This is a genomic window from Neisseria sp. HMSC075C10 (assembly GCF_001815615.1).
In the GTDB taxonomy this organism is placed as follows: domain Bacteria; phylum Pseudomonadota; class Gammaproteobacteria; order Burkholderiales; family Neisseriaceae; genus Neisseria; species Neisseria subflava_A.
Genome location: NZ_KV821264.1, coordinates 118,933 through 136,751 on the forward strand (window position 1 = coordinate 118,933; position 17,819 = coordinate 136,751).

The following is a 17,819-nucleotide window of genomic DNA, read 5'->3' on the forward strand; positions in this document are numbered from 1 at the left end:
GTCTGAAAATCTTTATGTTTTCAGACGGCATTTTTTTGAAGCGTTTCATATTGTCAATCACTGAAACTGCTAAGATTAAAATGGATAAATTTCTTATTAGGAATTTTTATTAAAGCCATAAAACAGATATACAAAAGGTCGTCTGAAAATTTCAGACGGCCTTTATTTATGTTTTGATAGAAAGAGGATTAACTGAATAAACCTTTAAACCACAACACAATCGCGTCCCACATACGGCGCAACCAGCTGCCTTCTTCCACGCCGGTCAGGGCGACGACGTCTTTTTCGGCAATGATTTTGCCGTCTTTCATGACTTTCAGCTTGCCCAATACTTGGCCTTTTTCAATCGGGGCGAGGACGGGCTGAAGCGTTTCTAAGATTGGTTTGACGTTTTTGCCGGTATCGTGGGGAATGGTAATGTAAACATCGTCCAAGAAACCGATATCTACGGCTTTGGTACCGCCTTTGTAAACTTTGACTTGGGAAATCACTTCTCCGCCGTTGTACAGTTTAGGTGTATCAAATGCCTGCAATGACCAGTTGAGCAATTTGCTGCTTTCGCTGGCGCGCGCTTCGGTGGATTCGGCACCGGCAAGGATGGAAACAATGCGGCGGTTGTTGCGTTTGCTGGAAGCAGCGAGATGGTAGCCTGCGCCTTCGCTATATCCGGTTTTCAAACCATCGATACTGCTGTCGCGATAGAGCAGGAGATTACGGTTGGGCTGCTCGATGTTATTGTATTTGAAAGATTTGTTTGCAAACAAAGGATAGTATTTCGGATAGTCATTGATCAGCGCGGCTGCCAAAATGGCCAAGTCGCCAACGGTTGAAACATGGCCGTTAGAAGAAATACCGGTCGGGTTGTTGAAGTGGGTATGCTTCATGCCCAAGCGTTTGGCTTCTTCGTTCATTTGTTTGACGAATTCGTCGATAGAGCCGTTGCCAATAGCTTCGGCAAGGGTAATGGCGGCATCGTTGGCTGACTGGATGGTTGTACCCTTAATCAAATCGCTGACGCTGACAGGAACTTTGGGGGCGAGGAACATACGAGAACCTTCGACTTTCCAGCCGACGTTTGAAACTGTCAGCATTTGATCTGCTTGGAGCGTACCGTTTTCCAGTGCTTTAAAGGCAAGGTAGGCGGTCATCATTTGTGTCAATGCGGCAGGCTCGATAGGCGTGTCGGCATTGTTGGATGCCAAAGTTTGCTTGCTGTGCAGGTCGGTAACGATGTAGGCAGTCGCCGCAATTTCCGGCGGTGTTGTCGGGCTGTTGATGCTGCGCAGCAGCGGCTGCGTTTGAGCCTCGCTTTGTACGGCAGGTGCGGAAGCAACCGGGTCTGCAGCAAGGGCAGGAGTATTCAGGAGGGCAGCAAAAATTAAGCTAAGTAGCGTTTTTTTCATCATTATGTGTGGATTTGAATATGAGTGGACACTGTTTCAAAGTAAACAGTTTGGCATATTAAATAGATATTAAGCGGACATTATACCGTCTCATTTAGGCTTTGCTAAGATTTTTCTTGCCTTCAGACGGCCTCAGGGGTATGGTTTTAACTTTTTCCTCCGGTCGATTTGACCGAATTGCAATTTATTTCCGAACACTAAAATACCATGAACCATTCCCTTCCTCTTTCTGATTATCTAACCCGTATTTTGACCGCTTCCGTTTATGATGTGGCCGTAGAAACGCCCTTGGATTTGGCGCGCAGTCTGTCAGGCCGTCTGAACAATCAGGTTTTGCTCAAACGTGAAGATTTGCAGCCGGTGTTTTCGTTCAAAATCCGCGGCGCGTACAACAAAATGGCGAAACTGCCTAAAGAAGCCTTGGATTGCGGCGTGATTGCTGCCAGTGCGGGCAACCATGCACAGGGTGTGGCTTTGTCGGCGCAGTATTTGGGTTGCCGTGCGGTGATTGTGATGCCGGAAACTACGCCGAAAATCAAAATTGATGCGGTCAAGAGCCGAGGCGGCGAAGTGGTATTGAAAGGCGTGTCTTACAACGATGCCTATGATTATGCGATGGAGTTGGCAGAAAAGGAAAAACTGACTTATATCGCGCCGTTTGATGATCCTGATGTGATTGCCGGTCAGGGAACTGTCGGCATGGAAATTCTCCGACAACATCGCAATATCAATGCGATTTTTGTCCCGATTGGCGGCGGCGGTTTGGCAGCGGGTGTAGCGGCGTTTATCAAACAGGTTTGCCCTGAAATTAAAGTCATTGGCGTGCAAACCGATGATTCTTGCTGTATGAAACAATCGGTTGAGGCAGGGGAAATCGTACATTTGAAAGATGTAGGCCTGTTTTCAGACGGCACGGCGGTCAAGGTTGTCGGTGATGAAACCTTCCGCCTGTGTAAAGAGCTGCTGGACGAGATTATTACGGTCAATACGGATATGTTGTGCGGCGCAATTAAAGATATTTTTGACGATACGCGCAGCATTACCGAACCTGCAGGCGCATTGGCGCTTGCCGGCTTGAAGGCTTACGTTGCGAAAAACAATATCCAAGGTCAAAACCTGGTTGCCGTTACCAGCGGCGCCAACATGAACTTCCACCGCCTGCGCCATGTTTCAGAACGCAGTGAACTGGGCGAGGGCAACGAAGGTATTTTTGCCGTTACCATTCCTGAAGAAAAAGGCAGCTTCCTCAAGTTTATCAATGTATTGGGTAGTCGGAACATTACCGAGTTCAACTACCGCTACGGCAACGACAACAATGCTCATATTTTTGTCGGCCTGCAAACCGCCGGTGCGCAAGACTTGGCCGTCATCAGTGAACAACTGACTGAAGCAGGCCTGCCCAATGTCGATCTGACCAATGACGAAATCGCCAAAATCCATATCCGTTACATGGTCGGCGGACGTACGGAAAAAGTATCCAGCGAACGCTTGGTCAGCTTTGAATTCCCAGAGCGTCCCGGCGCATTGTCCCGCTTCTTGAACCATATGCGTGCCGAATGGAATATTACCTTGTTCCATTATCGCAATCATGGTGCGGACTATGGCCGTATTTTGGTCGGTATCGATGTACCTGAAAGCGACAATGAAGCCTTTACCGACTTCTTGGAGAGCTTGGGTTATGTTTATAAAGAAGAAACCGATAATCCGGCTTATAAACTTTTCTTAGCTTAATCAGTAAGATAAAAGGCCGTCTGAAATTTTTCAGACGGCCTTGTGTTTTATGTTCGGCTATTTCTTACGGAACACCAAGTCCCAAACGCCATGACCCAATCGTTTGCCTCGGGCTTCAAATTTGGTTTCAGGACGATAATCAGGCGTAGGGGCGTAATCGGCAGCCGTGTTTTGCAAAGCGTCAAAACTGCTCAAAACTTCCAGCATTTGCACGGCGTATTCTTCCCAGTCGGTTGCCATATGGACATAGCCGCCGCTTTTGAGTTTGGGCAGCAGCTTTTCAACAAACGGCACTTGTACCAAGCGGCGTTTATTGTGACGTTTTTTGTGCCAAGGGTCAGGGAAGAAAATATGAATACCGTATAAAGAACTGTCTTCCAGCATCTTTTCCACTACTTCCACCGCATCATGACGCATCACGCGGATATTGGAAATGTGTTCTTCCTCAATCAGCTTCAAGATATTGCCGACGCCCGGGCCGTGAACATCAATTGCTAAAAAGTCGGTATCGGGCAGACGTTTGGCGATTTCCACTGTCGCAACGCCCATACCGAAACCGATTTCCAAAACTTTAGGATTATCCCGTCCAAAAGCGTGGTTCAAATCCAAAGGAGCCTCTTGGAAGTCCACACCGAATTGCGGCCACATCGTATCGATCGCGCGCTGTTGGGCCGCGGTCATATGGCCTTGGCGCAAGACGAAACTGCGGATGCTGCGTTTGTGTTCTTCAGGAACGGTATTTTCGGGTGTATTTTCTGGAATATTTTCGGACATGTTGTTTTAAATCAGTGGGAAATCAAATAAAAAGGCCGTCTGAAAGAATCAGACAACCCTGCATATAAATCGGCGTGATTATAGCGAATAAACGCTTTTCCTGAAACCTTTTAAAAAGAAGGTTTCAGACGGCCTTTTTAAGACAATACCGGTTGCGGTACTTTGTGTTGCACCGCATAAACCGCTGCTTGGACGCGGCTGCTTAGGTTCAACTTGCGCAACAGGTTTTGCACATGCACTTTGACGGTTGACTCTGCCAGATTCAAATGGCGGGCAATGATTTTGTTGCTGTGTCCGGCGGCAAGATAGCCCAAGATTTCCATCTCACGCGGGGTCAGTTGCTCCAGCAGATGGTCGGAGCGGGAAGGAGATGGAGAAATCAGCGATTGCACCAAGCGGCTGGTCATTTCTGGAGAGAATACATTGTCGCCATCGACGGCTTTGCGGATGCTTTCCAACAGGAAGTCGGCATTGATGTTTTTCAGCAAAAAGCCTTTTGCACCCATACGCATACATTCGGTCAAATCATCGCTGTCTTCAGAAACGGTCAGCATGATGACGGTCAGCTGCGGATTGATACTTAAAATTTGGGCCAATGCTTCGCGGCCGTTCATGACCGGCATATCCAAGTCCAGCAAAACCACATCAGGCTTGAGCTGCTCAACCATTTTTACGCCGGCCAGGCCGTCTGAAGCTTCGCCGACGACTTCAAAATCAGGCTGGCGTAAAAGTAAGGCCTTGATACCGCTGCGAAATAGGGTGTGGTCGTCAATAAGGGTAATTTTAATCGTCATGATGCTGTTCTCATTTGTTGCGGCAACGTCAGCATAACAACTGTACCTTGCCCAATCTGCGATGTAATGGCCAATTCTGCGTTAATCCGTTGGGCCCGTTCCTGCATAATGCCCAAGCCGACATGTTCGCCTGAAGGCCGGTTTGATAGGTGTTCTTTATTAAAGCCAGCGCCGTCGTCACGAATCGTCATGACAAAATCGCCGTGGTTGGCAATTTCGACGCTGACATGTTGCGCACGCGCGTGCTTACGGATATTAGACAGGCTTTCCTGCAAGATGAAGATAATCTGCAAATGCTCATCATAATTCAAAGCCTGCCCGTCGTCCTGCCATTTTAAATCAACTGGAATACCGGTTTGTCGTTCAAAACGCGCCAGCAGCGATTCTACCGCTTCAGGAAAATCTTTATTACTGATTTTGGTGCGGAAATTCATTAAAAGTTCGCGTACGTCCTCGTAGCATTCCTGCACGCCGTCTTTGATGAAGCCGATATTTTCTTCGGCCTGCTCGCGTTGGTCTGAGGCAAACGCGCTTTCCAGCATTTGTACCTGCAAATTCAAAAAGGTCAAAGCTTGCGCGATGCTGTCATGTAAACCTTGCGCAATCAAGTTACGCTCCTGCAAGACTGCAAGCAGGCGGCGCTCTTGTTCCATGCGGTTGTTGGCGATGGAAATGCCCAGCTGTCCGCTTAAAGTATGCAGCAGTTTTTCGTCTTGCTCATCAGGCATATGGCCGTCTGAAAAATATAGGGTCAGTACGCCGAGCTGTTCGTCTTGATAAACGATCGGAAATTCTACACGATTTCCTTCTTCGGTTTCACCGACGCTTGCCGCCAAATCAGAACGTTTCCGCTCCTCATCGGAAAGATATACCGTACCTCCTAAGGCTGAAAACGCCGGCAGAATCTGAGTTAAAAATTCTTCTGCCGCCTGTTGGGGCGTAAAAGTTTGGTGCAGATTGCGCGTGGTTTGGTAGAGCAGGGTTAAATCACGGTTTTGCCGCGCCAAGTCTTGGGTTTGTTTGGCAACTTGTCCTTCCAAGTCTGTATAAAGCGTATGCAGACGGCGGCTCATTTGGTTAAAACCCTTGCTTACTTGGGCAAACTCACGGATCTGGTCTGTCTCGATTTGAACGCCGAAATGCCCTTTGCTGATGGTTTCTACGCCATCACGCAGTTTTTCCAAGGGCCGGATAATCCATGAATAATGCCAAACAATCATCAAGCCTGCGGCCACAACAATCATCAGCATCATGGCCATTTGAAAGCGGCGCAGCCACAAGGTATTTTGCTCGTTGGCATTTTCCATCGCCTGTAAAAACAGCTCGATGTTGCCGGCAAAACGATACAGGCCGATTTGGGTTGGACGCTCGTAATGTTGCAAAGACGGCTTGATGTTGGATTCCCAATCAATCAACAGCATCGATTGAATCAAGTCGTAAGCCAACGGCGTTTGAGACGGAATCAGCGGATGAATGGCATCACTTTGCGTCACATTGGCCAGCGTACGCTCAAATTCTTTGATTTGGTTATCAATTTGCGCATTGGGCGTACGGACGCTTGCCATATAAGCCAAACGATACACCTGCATTTTCAAACTGCCTGCATCTTCAATCGTTTTAGCCGCGTTTTCCAAACGCCAAGAAAGCAGAAGGGTAAAGACAATCGACAAAAATGCCGAACTGACCCATAAAAAAGTCAGCAGTTTTAAACGCGAAGACAGGCTCAGGCCGTCTGAAGATCCGGAGAATAAACGCATAAAGCACGCAGGGGAACTAATCCGATAATCTTATAAAAATATCATTCTTTTGGTCTATAAACAACCTGTCTAAAATAATTGTGTGGTTATGATAAGAAAAAACAGGGGTTTAATGTAAAATCATGTTATGATAAAATTCATCTCAAGTGAATTAAATCATGAAAATAAGGTTTCAGACGGCCTGAAACCTTGAAACTTATCCAATAAACACAACATCTTGAACCACACTCCATACTCTGCTTCGCAAAGGACTACCAAAATGAAAATTTTCGCACTGATATTGGCCGGCGGGCAGGGAAGCCGGATGGGAGGTGTCGATAAGGGGTTGGTGCAATGGCACAACAAAGCCTTGATAGATCATGTTATCGAAAAAATCCGCCCCCAAGTCAGCCACATCGCCATCAGTGCCAATCGCAACCTTGAGTCTTACGCCCAACGCAGCGCGCACGTTTTCTCTGATGCGCGCCAATGGCAGCATTACGGCCCTTTAGCCGCCTTGTGTACAGCCGCCAACGATTTGCAAATTGCCACTGCCGATTGGCTGCTTATCGTATCCTGCGATATGCCGCGTTTGCCGGAAAACTTGGTTTCCCAGTTTGAAACCATCGCGCGGCGCACGCCATTGTGTAATGCATTCTATGTGGAGACCCCTGCCAGACCGCATTACAGCGTGATGTTTATCCGGCCGCAAATCCTGCAAAGCACCGTGCCATACCTTTATTCAGGAATGCGCAGCATCCGCGGCTGGCTGCAGCAACAGCGCGCGCGGATCGTCCATTTTCCTCATGAACAGGATTTTATCAGCTACAACACGGAAAACGATTTGGCCCAGCCTTTGTAGTTGGATCAGTAAGGGGACTAATGTTCAGGTAGAGATAGGCTGACTTGATGATTATTTAATATCTTTCAATAGGTAATAACTATCTTGTAATTAGTTCCCTTAGAAATTCATCAATCCGTATATTTAAATAAAATATACGTTCTTCGTTAAAATAAGCTTTGGCTTTTTCCCTATCGACTGTTTCTTTTAGGTCATTTAGTCTGCCTAAGTCCAAATTTTCGCTGGTATATTTTCTTGCCAGCAGTGCACGTAGCAAATCTCCATCCAGCCCTAAACCTTTAATTACTTTTAGCACCTTATCATTGGCATCTTTTTGTTTATACGTGGTGATGTAATCACTTAATGCTAAATTTGGATCAAGCTTGATATCGCCGGATTGCACATCATGTAAAAACAACTCAGCAAATTTTTGATCTTCCTTAGAAAGCGTAGCAAAAGAGTGGTGTAGCTCCTCAAGTGCAGCAGCTTCTTCTATGCCGCCGATGGTTTTAAGCCATTTTTCAAAACGGGCATTCATATAATTTTGATCAATTTTATCGGTTTCGATTTCGTTGATGTGCGAACGCAAATCAAATGGCACATCATCGCTACCGCCACCATTGCCTGAACTTTCTTTAAACAAATCTTTATAACGAGCCAGCAGTTTATCGTAGGTCTCTTGATCGAAATTGAGTGTGGCAGTGATCACGCTGTCGTCTTCCTGTACCACGTCATAGCTTGATTTTTCCCAAGAAAAACCCAAGAGCCGAGCAGCTTGTAAGTGCTCATTGAGCTGATTGAATAGTTTGACAAACTTTGCGCATGAGGTTGTATCATCAGGGTTTTTTGAAAAATCCTCTAATCCTGCCCATTTGAAAATATCGGCAATATCGGAAAAACAGACATTCATTTTGTCGATAACCTTATCTAAATTATCGACAAACAGCCCCATTGGACGGTCGCCCGAATAAAGTTTTACGGCTCGCTCAATATTGCGTTGCATCGTATGCGGCTTGCGGTAATAGCGGATTAAACCAAAAGGCTTATCGGTTTTGTCGCATACGCGGTTAGTGCGGGAAAACGCCTGAATCAAGTTGGCGTAATCCAAAATTTTGTCTAGATAGAGCGTATTGAGCCATTTGCTGTCGAAGCCTGTCAGCATCTGATCGACTACAATCAACAAATCCAGCTGCTCGTCGGGCTTGATTCTCTTATACGCATTGATATGCGACAACCTATCCGACAAATCCGTTTTAAATCGGGAATAAGTGGCATAGCCGAGGCTTGTGCCGAACTGGGCGTTGTAATCTTCCAAAATTTCGGCAATCCATTTTTCCTTATCGTTGCCTTGCCCATCGTTAAGAATATTCGGATCAAAAAGGGCGGTCAGTTTCGGCAAGGAATTTTTAGCTTCCTCAGAATCTTTAGCTTCCTCAGCAATTCTGGCTTTAATTAGGCGGTAATAATTGACCGCTTCGGGAATAGAGCTGGTGGCAAAAATGGCATGATATTTTTTGCCTTGGCTGAGGCGTCGCCAATTTTCCAGTATGTCGTCGATAACTGCATTCACATGTTCCGGCGTTTGATATTGCACATTGGGTATATAATCTTCAATGCCTTTTTGATATTTGCCGTCTGAAGTATATTCTCCCGCCATCGGCACATCATTCATAAATTGATTGTAGATTTTTTTCTTTTGATCATCGGCAAATACTTCGCTTTCATCTGTTGCTTTGGCTTCTTGCAAAGCGACAGATCTGCGTAAGTCGCTGTCTTTAAAGGTACGGATATGGAAGGGGTGAAAGCCCAGCACATTTTCATCGCGAATGCCGTCTGCAATCGAATAGCGGTGCAATTCATTGCCGAAAACCGTGGCAGTGGTTGAATTTTTCTTAGCGTTTTCTTCTTCAATCGGCGTGCCGGTAAAGCCGAAGAAAATCGCATTGGGGAAGGTGTGCTTAATGGTGAGCAACATATCGCCAAAAGTAGTGCGGTGGGCTTCATCAATGATAAACACTAGCCGCTTGCCACTGATTTGCTCGATGTCAGCCTCATTTACCCCTTCTTCCGCCTTGATATTACTCATTTTTTGAATGGAGGTAACGATTAAGCGGTCGCGGTCTTGTTTGCTTTTCAGCTTGGCGAGCAAAATGGCGGTGTTTTCCGTTGCCTGCACATCATCTTTACTATCGGCAAAATTCTGATATTCCTCCAGCGATTGCTTGCCCAGCTCAATACGGTCGAGCAAGAAAATCACCTTATCCGCATCTTTACGGCGGCTGATTAACTGTGCCGATTTAAAACTCGACATCGTTTTGCCCGAGCCTGTGGTATGCCAAATATAGCCGCCGCGCTGATTGCCCAAAGTCCAATCTGTTTTTGCCACCGTGTCGGCAATTTTGTTGACCGCATAATACTGATAGCTGCGCAACACTTTCAGCTGCTCGTCTTTCGCATCGGCAATGGTGTAATCGCCGATAAACTGGTGCGCCATCGGAATCGAGAGGAAATGCGTCGCCACCTTATTCCAATCGTTCATATACACATTATTGAAATCCGCCCAACGGAAATAAAACGCAGGATTTAATTGACCACCGGTATTGGCAAAATAGCGGCATTCTTCCGGCGTCATAGCCACAAACACCTGCACCAGGCTAAAAATGCCCGAAAACGCGCCTGCCTTATGGTATCGCTCAATTTGATTGGTTGCTTGGCTGATGGGTACGCCAGAGCGTTTCAGCTCAATATGAAACATCGGCATACCGTTGATTAACAACATCAAATCGCCTCGCTGCTTAGGGTATAAATCCGAACGAGGAGTAAATTGGGGCTGCTGGGCAATTTGATAGCGGCTTTTGCCGGCAGAAATTTCCTCACGGTCGAAAATATCCAGCGACACTTCCTTGCCGAAATGACGGCTTTCCTCATTTTCACGCTTGATTGCTACCGTTTTGCCATTGATAAAGCCGTTTAGCGCATAAGGCGTTTTTAATGCCTGCACCTGCTCCAAAATCTGGTTCATTTCCGTGCGAAGCAACGGCACATCGAGCTTGTCGATATGTTGGTTGGTTTTATTCAAATGCGCCTGCCAGTTGGCAATCAACTCTTCTTCGGTAGGATAGCGCAACACTTCCTTTTCCCAGCTTTTGGTGGCAAGCAAGGCAATCAGTGCGTTTTCAAAATCAGCTTCTTTATTAAACATTCTTTTTCTCCGTAAGGGCGCTACTACAATTTTTCAGACGGCCTCAATCATGGGCAGGGACACTGCCCTATACCAACATCGCCGCCAACAGCCCTTTTTTGAGTTGGTTTAATTTTTCGACTTCTGCCGACTGTAAGGCAATGGTTTCGTCTAGTTGGCGGAAGAAATTACCGATAGCGGTTTGTTCTTTAATGGTTGGTGGAATAAGTATAGGAATTTCCGCCATTACATTATTCATCAATTTAGGATTTCCAACATAGGATACATAGCTGTGTGTAACTAAATTGAGAATCTCAGCAATACATTGATTTGCAAAACCCTCTTCATTAATTAGAACCCCACACACATTTGTGCAATAGAATTTCCCTGAACGAAAATTTACATCTCCAGCATTTGCTCCATCAGTTGTCCAAGTAATCGCATTTTCAAACAGGTAATGTTTCCAATATCCCATCAGACCTTTATTTTTCGTTTGTGAACTATAGACAGGATAACAATAATCTTCATTTTTATTATCTACTAAATTTGTCGTAGCTAAGACATTACCACGAGTAATTCTAAATAAATCACAAATTTGATATGTCTCCCATTCCCCCTCAAACCCTTTAAAGCGGATTTTTGGTATTTTTTCACCGTTTGCGGGGAACATTTTTGCCAGCATTGCCTTTTTAAGCTGACGGCTTTTTTCCAATACCGCACGGCTCTCGGCAATTTGGCTGTCTAAACGACTGAAAAACAAACCGAGGTGGGTTTGTTCAGGAAGGGAAGGTACAGTTATTTCTGCTGATAATAAATCACTGTTATATAACCGCTTGATTGTGCTTCCTTCTAAATCCCATTTAATATTTTGGTATGTGATATTTAAAAATGTTGAAGTTATTTGGCTTTCATCAAAACGCAACCAAACTATGTTGCTATCTTGAAAATACGCATTCTCCCCTGTAAATTTAACCGTTCGGCCAATTGTACCCGCAGCAGAAATTAAAATATCTCCTTGTTTAGGATAAGGGTATTTTTGGCGGTATTCCTCAAATAATTCACTACTGATAAATGCGTCTGGTTCTTGTCCAAATGTACCGATTTTAAAAAAGGGAATTTCACCACTTGGCTGGGTTTGCTCTTTAAAAATACGGCGACACATTTCTACTCTTCCTAAATCGCCTAAAGTTTTATTTTTCCACTCTTCTGTAAACCCTTTAAACCGCAAACGTGGCTCTTGTTGCTTATTCATTTTGCCCCCTTAGCCTTTCAAAATCGCCTGCCATGCGGCAATGCCCTGCAAATCAAACTCGCTGCCGGTGAGTTCGTCCATCATTTGCGCCAGTGCGGCGGAGCTTTCCTGTTTACGCTCGCTGATGTGCTGATAGGTGTCGGCATATTTGTCGCAAAGTGCGGTCAGTTTTTGGCTGAATTGCGCCAGCATGTTTTCAGGCAGCCTGCACATCGCGGCATTGAGCGGAACAAACCATTTTTGGCGGAGCAAATCGAGGGCTTCGGCATCGCTAAGTGCTTCAATGGCGGCTTTGGTTTTGCTGTGAAGCTCGGCGGATTGGGTTTTGAGTTCTGCCTTGAGCGTTTTTTCTTCGGCAAGCAGTTTATAGGCAGCCTGCAATTTTGCGCCCAGGCTTTCTTCGGCAAAAATGTGTTTGTCGATGGCTTTGGTCAAGTCGGCTTTTTTAGCAATTGTTATGCCGTCGGCTTCCAATTCTTGTTGCAAGGCTTTTGGAATTTCGGCATTGATAAAGCCGTCGCCTTGTTCATTGACGGCAGGGCAGGCTTTTTCTTCTTCACTTAGGTTTTCCAAAATGCTTTGCATTTCGGCGGCGATTTCCTCTAAACGGGTTTCTTTGGCTTTCAGGTTTGCCAATTCCTGCGGCAATTTGACGGCCTGTACCAATTCAAACGGCAGAATATGCCCCACCCAGCCGTCTTGTACTTCGGCTTCTTTTTTGGTTTTGCTGTCTTTTTTCAACACCATAAATGGATCAACCTGCTTAATTGCCTGTTTGCCCTCGGTTTGAATCATCTCCAAATCGGCGGCAATGCCTGCCACATCGGCGCGCCATAGGTCATCGAGTTTTTGATAGGCGGTATAAAAATCCAATAGGGGCATTGCCTGCACTTTTTGGCGGATGAGTTCGGCAAGCTGCTGCTGGGTTTGGGAGATATTGAGCGTTTCCATCGGCTCAATCAGCAGGATTTCCAAGCGAGCGGGGAAATCGGCAAAGTTTTCTGCAAATTGCGCTTGGTAATTCAGCACGCTGGCGTGGCTTTGCATGGCGGCTTTAAGATTGTCAGTTTTCGGCTGCACATAAGGTGTGCCGTTATCGGTAAATAAGGCTGTCTGTAAACCGTCAAAGGCTGCCCAATAGTCTGCGAATTGTGCCAGCTCGGCTTTGGGAATGCCGCCGTGTATGGTGGCGAAAATATCCCATTGCTCTGCCGGCTCGGCAGAGTCGACATAGCGTGGAATGTTGAGGTTGTAGCCGTTTGCCACAATTTCGGCTTTCGGCACAATGCGGGAGAATTTAGGCAATTCCCGGCGATGGGTCACGCAATCGACAATGCGCTTGATGTCGCTTGCCTGCAAATGGTTGTTTTTGCCCACTTTGATGAAATGCTTGGAGGCGTCAATCATCAACACGTCGTTACGTTCGCGCTCTTGGCGTAAAACGACGATGATGGTGGGAATGCCCGTACCAAAAAAGATATTGGCAGGCAGACCGATAATGGCATCGATATGATTGTATTCAATCAGATTTTTTCGGATTTTCTCTTCTTCGCCACCTCTAAAAAGCACGCCATGCGGCAAGACGATGGTCATGATGCCGTCGGGTTTTAAGTGGAAGAGGTCGTGCAATAAAAAGGCAAAATCGGCTTTTGCCTGCGGGGCGACGCCAAAACGTTTGTAGCGGATGTCGCCTTCTTTGTCTTTGGGATTCCACGGCTGGGAATAGGGCGGATTGGACACTACGGCATCCAGATACAGCGGATCGCCTTCCAGCGGCCAGTCGTCTTCTAATGTGTCGGCGTTGCGGGTGAAAATATTGCTCGGCAAAATGCCGCGCATGACCAAATTCATGCGCGTGAGGTTGTAAGTGTTTTCTTTTAATTCTTGTGCGTAATATTTGATACTGTCGGCGCTTTTGAGATGTTTGGCAACGCTATGGCCGATGTTGATCAGCAATGAACCTGAGCCGCTGGTCGGGTCGTAAATGCTGATTTCTTCGCGATCTTTGAGATGGTCGGCAATGATCTCCGACATCAGCAAAGATACTTCGTGCGGCGTATAAAATTCACCCGCTTTTTTGCCTGCGTTGGCAGCAAACATGCTAATCAGGTATTCATAAATAAAGCCCAATACGTCATAGCCCTGTTTGCCGTCCATCGGAATATCGGCAATCAGTACGAAAAGGTCTTTCACCGCATTGGTTTGGCTGGCGGCGGTATCGCCCAATTTGCTCAAACCGGATTCTAAGGTTTTGAAAATGCCGTCAAAAACTGAGATGTAGTTTTCTGCAATATTGCGGCTGAAAGCGCTCATTGCAGTGCGGACGTTGGCAATATTGAAATCCGAGCCTTGGGCTAACCAAGTTGAGAATAGATGTTCGTAGCTGATGAAATAGCCGAGGTTTCTTTTGATATGGTTGACAAGATCCACGTTAGATTCGGTAAGCTCATCGGCAAAATTTGATTTTTCTAAGCCTTGTTCAAGGGCAAATTTCTCCAGTTTGTCGGACAAAAATTTGTAGAAAATAAAGCCTAAGATGTAGTCTTTGTATTCGTTCGCTTCAATTTTGGAACGCATTTTATTCGCAGATTGCCAAATTTTGGCTGCAAGTTGTTGTTTATTCATTTTTTCTCTTATTGGTTTTTGATTTTATACATATTGCGGTATTTATGATTGCTAGGTGCGAGTCTAGCTATGATAAACCATCAACACAGTGTTTACATAATTTACATCGTAGAGGAAGTATGATTCATCGATGCAAGGAAAAATGGTAGGAAAGCTCACATTACACAAAGGCCGTCTGAAACTCAACTTTCAGACGGCATCTTGTATCCATATAATAGCCGCTATCTCTATTGGCGAGGATGAGATTGAGCTTGTCATCTTTGAATATAAATGATTAGGATAGAACAAGCGTTTGGATTTTGAAGATGATTTATAAAAACTCTTTGAAATTTCTCTACTCTTTGAAAAAGAAAAAAGGCCGTCTGAAAAGTACAGGCTGCTTTTTGGGTTTTCAGACGACCTCCAAAGCAGCCTGCACTCAGGTATTTTGGATTGACTAACGCAAGCTATCTGCCAAATACTTTCCGCCAGGCATTCGGATTGATTTTAAACTTGGCTTTGAACTGTAAACGTAGGTTTGCCGCGCTGCCGAAGCCGCTTTGTTCGGCGATGCGGTCTATCGGCAAATCCGTATTTTCCAATAAATCCTGCGCCTGCCATAGCCGCTCTGTGGTGAGCCACTCGCCGAAATTCATGCCTGTGGCTTGAGAAAAATGGCGGATAAAGGTACGGCGGGAAACAGCTAATTTTTTTGCCAAATCGTCCAAGCGGTATGAGGTGGCAAGGTTTTGGCGCAGTTCGTCCAATAAGCGGTTGATTTTGTCATCGGCGGTACGACGTTCGACAGGTCGGTGGATAAACTGTGCCTGCCCGCCTTCGCGGTGTGGTGCCGCAACCAAGGTACGGGCAAGGTCGTTGGCAATGGTTGCACCGTGGATTTTGCGGATGAGGTACAGGCAGCAATCTAGCCCGCCTGCCGCACCTGCCGATGTTAAAAAGTTGCCGTCTTCCGCATATAGGCGGTTGGTATCCAGATGAATTTTAGGGAAACGGCGGACAAAGTCGTCTTCGGCAAGCCAGTGGGTGGCGGCGGTTCTGCCGTCTAAAAGTCCTGTGTAGGCAAGGGCGTAAGAGCCGTAGCATAGGGCGGTGATATGCGCACCACGTTTCGCTGCCCGCTGTAAATTCTCAGCCAGTTCCGGCGTCGGGGTTTCTTCAATATTGCGCCAGCCTGCGATGACGATGATGTCGGCTTCTTCCGTCAAATCCAATCCGCCGTGTACGGGAATGCTTGCGCCCAGTGCCGTGATGACGTCTTTGCTATCATCGGAACAGATTTTCAGGTCAAAGAGCGGATTGTCCCGATAGGCCGTCTGAAAAACAGAAAAGGGAATGTTGAAGACAAAATCATTCATGCCCGATTGAGCATATAACACGATTTTGGGAACAGCTTGATTTTGGCGAAACTCGTTACGCTCGTTTTCAGACGACATTTTGGCACTATCCTTGCGTTTGTTGGCAATATTGCCTATTTTAGCCGATACACCTGCTGCTTAAAATACGCTCCATGATTTTTTAAGGAGCAACATCATGAAATTCAAGCAATTTATTCTTGCCACTGTTTTGGGCGCGACAGCCTTTTCCGCTTGGGCAGACGATTCATACCAACATATCCGTAACGCTACCGCCAAGGTCGAATATGCGGGGCAGACGTTTTTGATTGACCCGTTTTTCGCCCCCAAGCATTCCATGAACGGCTTTGCCGGCACGTTCAATAACCAAGCCAAAATGCCGCTGGTCGGGCTGCCGATGAGCGTGAATAAAATTTTGGACGGTGTGGATGCAGTCATCGTTACCCATACCCACGAAGACCATTGGGACGAAACCGCCGCACGTTCCATTCCGAAAAACCTGCCCGTATATGTGCAGCACCAAGCCGACGCGGCAAAAATCCGCAGCCAAGGCTTTACTGATGTACGCGTGTTGAACGGCAGCACTGTCTTCAACGGCGTAACTATCAGCAAAACCGGCGGCGTACATGGTACAGAGGCCATGTATGCCAACCCGCAGCTAGCCGAAATCTTAGGTGATGCAATGGGTGTGGTATTCCAAAGCAGCGGACATAAAACCGCTTATATTATGGGTGATACTGTGTGGACGGCAGATGTAAACAAAGCATTGAACCGCTACAAACCCGATTATCTGATTATGAACACAGGCTACGCGCTGATTTCAGGCATTTCAGACGGCATTATTATGGGGACGGCTGATGTATTAAAAGCCAGCCAAGTCATGCCTAAAGCCAAAATCATCACCGTACACATGGATACCGTGAATCATACCGCCGTCAGCCGCGCCGATATGCGTAAATTTATACGCGGTCAAGGCATTGAAAGCCGTGTTAACGTTCCGGAAGACGGAGAGACTGTGAGGCTAGATTGATAAGCGGTCATCTTTTAAAGAGAATTTGCAAAAATACTGGAAAATTTGGCCTCTCTTTGTTATGAAAAAAGCCGTCTGAAATTTCAGACGGCTTTTACTTTTAACGCATCCACAATCAACTTAAATACATTGGAATGCCCGCGGCGGCTGGGGTAATAGAGGTAAAACGGTTCGTAAGTGATTGCGTATTCAGGCAACAGCTCGACCAGGTGCCCCGAATTGAGTGCATCCGCTACGCTCATATATGCTATCCACGCAATGCCAAGGCCGTCTGAAACGGCTTGCCGGCGCAGATGATTGTTGATGGAAAAGTGCGATTTTGGCGTGAACGTAATCAGCTCTTTTTTGTATTTGAATTCCCACTGCATCTCCGTGCCGTGTTCAGCAGAGAGTTTTATGCCGATAAGGCGGTGCTGTTGCAGATCATCAATATTTTTCGGCGAACCGTATTGCGCCAAATAATCGGGCGAGGCAACCAATACCATTTTGAGCGGTGCAGAAATCGGCACGGCAATCATCTCTTTCGCCACATCGTTGCCCAGCCGCACGCCTATGTCAAACCCTTCTTTCACAATATCTGCCCAGCGGTCGTCCACCACGATTTCCAAGCGGATTTTCGGGTATTGGTTCAAAATCGGCTTTAATTTTGGATACAACACGGCTTCCGCTGCCATTGCAGGGGCATTGATGCGAATCAATCCCGATGGCGTATTCAAAAAATCATTTAAAGCATCGACTTCTTGGTTTATGGCTTGATAAAGTGGGAAAAGTTGGTCGAAAAGCTGCTGTCCGGCTTCGGTCAGCGACACATTGCGCGTAGTGCGGTTGAGCAGGCGCAAATTTAGCCGCGTTTCTAAATTTTTCATGCTGTGGCTCAACGCCGAAGAAGAAATCCCCAAAAGCTGTCCTGCCTTCACAAAACTCTGCGTTTGCGCCAAGGTCAAAAAATAATTCAGTTCGTTAAAGTTCTGCATTTTCCTACCCCGTTTTAGGTGATTAGTGAATTTAATTCACGACATCATAAAACCAAACCTAATTTATCTCAATAAAAACACGGGCTAAAATGGCTACACGTTTATGAGAACAAACAGGAGACAATA

Annotated in this window: 12 protein-coding genes; 3 read left to right on the plus strand and 9 right to left on the minus strand. The window is 46.3% G+C overall.

Going from position 1 to position 17,819, the window contains the following annotated elements:
• Window positions 1-188 precede the first annotated feature (188 nt).
• Complete coding sequence (locus HMPREF3047_RS07315; protein ID WP_070585314.1) at window positions 189-1,406, minus strand: D-alanyl-D-alanine carboxypeptidase family protein; 1,218 nt, start codon at window positions 1,404-1,406, stop codon at window positions 189-191.
• Between the two features lie 204 nt (window positions 1,407-1,610).
• Between HMPREF3047_RS07315 and ilvA the strand changes: the two genes are divergently transcribed.
• Window positions 1,611-3,134 carry a threonine ammonia-lyase, biosynthetic gene (gene ilvA, locus HMPREF3047_RS07320; RefSeq protein WP_070585312.1) on the plus strand — a complete coding sequence of 508 codons (1,524 nt, stop codon included), beginning with the start codon at window positions 1,611-1,613 and terminating at the stop codon, window positions 3,132-3,134.
• A gap of 57 nt (window positions 3,135-3,191) precedes the next feature.
• Here the strand turns inward: ilvA and trmB are convergent, their stop codons facing one another.
• The 3 genes from trmB to HMPREF3047_RS07335 form a co-directional block, all read right to left on the minus strand.
• Entirely contained in the window at window positions 3,192-3,908 is a 717-nt protein-coding gene (trmB, locus tag HMPREF3047_RS07325) for a tRNA (guanosine(46)-N7)-methyltransferase TrmB (RefSeq protein ID WP_070712947.1), read from the minus strand.
• A 137-nt stretch (window positions 3,909-4,045) separates the two neighbouring features.
• Window positions 4,046-4,702, minus strand: a complete 657-nt coding sequence (locus tag HMPREF3047_RS07330) for a response regulator (protein ID WP_070712950.1) — start codon at window positions 4,700-4,702, stop codon at window positions 4,046-4,048.
• Window positions 4,699-6,459 carry a histidine kinase gene (locus tag HMPREF3047_RS07335; RefSeq protein WP_070712952.1) on the minus strand — a complete coding sequence of 587 codons (1,761 nt, stop codon included), beginning with the start codon at window positions 6,457-6,459 and terminating at the stop codon, window positions 4,699-4,701. The genes HMPREF3047_RS07330 and HMPREF3047_RS07335 overlap by 4 nt, the downstream gene beginning before the upstream one ends.
• A gap of 259 nt (window positions 6,460-6,718) precedes the next feature.
• Between HMPREF3047_RS07335 and mobA the strand changes: the two genes are divergently transcribed.
• Window positions 6,719-7,300, plus strand: coding sequence for a molybdenum cofactor guanylyltransferase MobA (mobA, locus tag HMPREF3047_RS07340; RefSeq protein WP_070585308.1), 582 nt, complete (start codon window positions 6,719-6,721; stop codon window positions 7,298-7,300).
• Window positions 7,301-7,379: 79 nt separating this feature from the next.
• Here the strand turns inward: mobA and HMPREF3047_RS07345 are convergent, their stop codons facing one another.
• From HMPREF3047_RS07345 to HMPREF3047_RS07360, 4 genes are all read right to left on the minus strand, one after another.
• A complete protein-coding gene (locus tag HMPREF3047_RS07345) occupies window positions 7,380-10,481 on the minus strand; it encodes a type I restriction endonuclease subunit R (RefSeq protein WP_070712954.1) in 3,102 nt (1,033 codons plus the stop codon).
• A 67-nt stretch (window positions 10,482-10,548) separates the two neighbouring features.
• Window positions 10,549-11,712, minus strand: a complete 1,164-nt coding sequence (locus HMPREF3047_RS07350) for a restriction endonuclease subunit S (protein ID WP_070646090.1) — start codon at window positions 11,710-11,712, stop codon at window positions 10,549-10,551.
• 9 nt (window positions 11,713-11,721) lie between these two features.
• Entirely contained in the window at window positions 11,722-14,337 is a 2,616-nt protein-coding gene (locus HMPREF3047_RS07355; RefSeq protein ID WP_070646087.1) for a type I restriction-modification system subunit M, read from the minus strand.
• A gap of 446 nt (window positions 14,338-14,783) precedes the next feature.
• Window positions 14,784-15,770, minus strand: a complete 987-nt coding sequence (locus HMPREF3047_RS07360) for a GlxA family transcriptional regulator (protein ID WP_070712956.1) — start codon at window positions 15,768-15,770, stop codon at window positions 14,784-14,786.
• A gap of 97 nt (window positions 15,771-15,867) precedes the next feature.
• Between HMPREF3047_RS07360 and HMPREF3047_RS07365 the strand changes: the two genes are divergently transcribed.
• On the plus strand, window positions 15,868-16,719 hold the full coding sequence (locus HMPREF3047_RS07365) for an MBL fold metallo-hydrolase (RefSeq protein ID WP_070712958.1): 852 nt from the start codon (window positions 15,868-15,870) through the stop codon (window positions 16,717-16,719).
• Between the two features lie 83 nt (window positions 16,720-16,802).
• Here the strand turns inward: HMPREF3047_RS07365 and HMPREF3047_RS07370 are convergent, their stop codons facing one another.
• Window positions 16,803-17,693 carry a LysR family transcriptional regulator gene (locus HMPREF3047_RS07370; protein ID WP_070712960.1) on the minus strand — a complete coding sequence of 297 codons (891 nt, stop codon included), beginning with the start codon at window positions 17,691-17,693 and terminating at the stop codon, window positions 16,803-16,805.
• Between the last annotated feature and the right edge of the window lie 126 nt (window positions 17,694-17,819).

Excerpts from the sequence above, each read along its gene's own strand:
- HMPREF3047_RS07315 (WP_070585314.1), bottom strand. The coding sequence starts at position 1,406 with ATGATGAAAAAAACGCTACTTAGCTTAATTTTTGCTGCCCTCCTGAAT.
- ilvA (WP_070585312.1), top strand. The coding sequence starts at position 1,611 with ATGAACCATTCCCTTCCTCTTTCTGATTATCTAACCCGTATTTTGACC.
- trmB (WP_070712947.1), bottom strand. The coding sequence starts at position 3,908 with ATGTCCGAAAATATTCCAGAAAATACACCCGAAAATACCGTTCCTGAA.
- HMPREF3047_RS07330 (WP_070712950.1), bottom strand. The coding sequence starts at position 4,702 with ATGACGATTAAAATTACCCTTATTGACGACCACACCCTATTTCGCAGC.
- HMPREF3047_RS07335 (WP_070712952.1), bottom strand. The coding sequence starts at position 6,459 with ATGCGTTTATTCTCCGGATCTTCAGACGGCCTGAGCCTGTCTTCGCGT.
- mobA (WP_070585308.1), top strand. The coding sequence starts at position 6,719 with ATGAAAATTTTCGCACTGATATTGGCCGGCGGGCAGGGAAGCCGGATG.
- HMPREF3047_RS07345 (WP_070712954.1), bottom strand. The coding sequence starts at position 10,481 with ATGTTTAATAAAGAAGCTGATTTTGAAAACGCACTGATTGCCTTGCTT.
- HMPREF3047_RS07350 (WP_070646090.1), bottom strand. The coding sequence starts at position 11,712 with ATGAATAAGCAACAAGAGCCACGTTTGCGGTTTAAAGGGTTTACAGAA.
- HMPREF3047_RS07355 (WP_070646087.1), bottom strand. The coding sequence starts at position 14,337 with ATGAATAAACAACAACTTGCAGCCAAAATTTGGCAATCTGCGAATAAA.
- HMPREF3047_RS07360 (WP_070712956.1), bottom strand. The coding sequence starts at position 15,770 with ATGTCGTCTGAAAACGAGCGTAACGAGTTTCGCCAAAATCAAGCTGTT.
- HMPREF3047_RS07365 (WP_070712958.1), top strand. The coding sequence starts at position 15,868 with ATGAAATTCAAGCAATTTATTCTTGCCACTGTTTTGGGCGCGACAGCC.
- HMPREF3047_RS07370 (WP_070712960.1), bottom strand. The coding sequence starts at position 17,693 with ATGCAGAACTTTAACGAACTGAATTATTTTTTGACCTTGGCGCAAACG.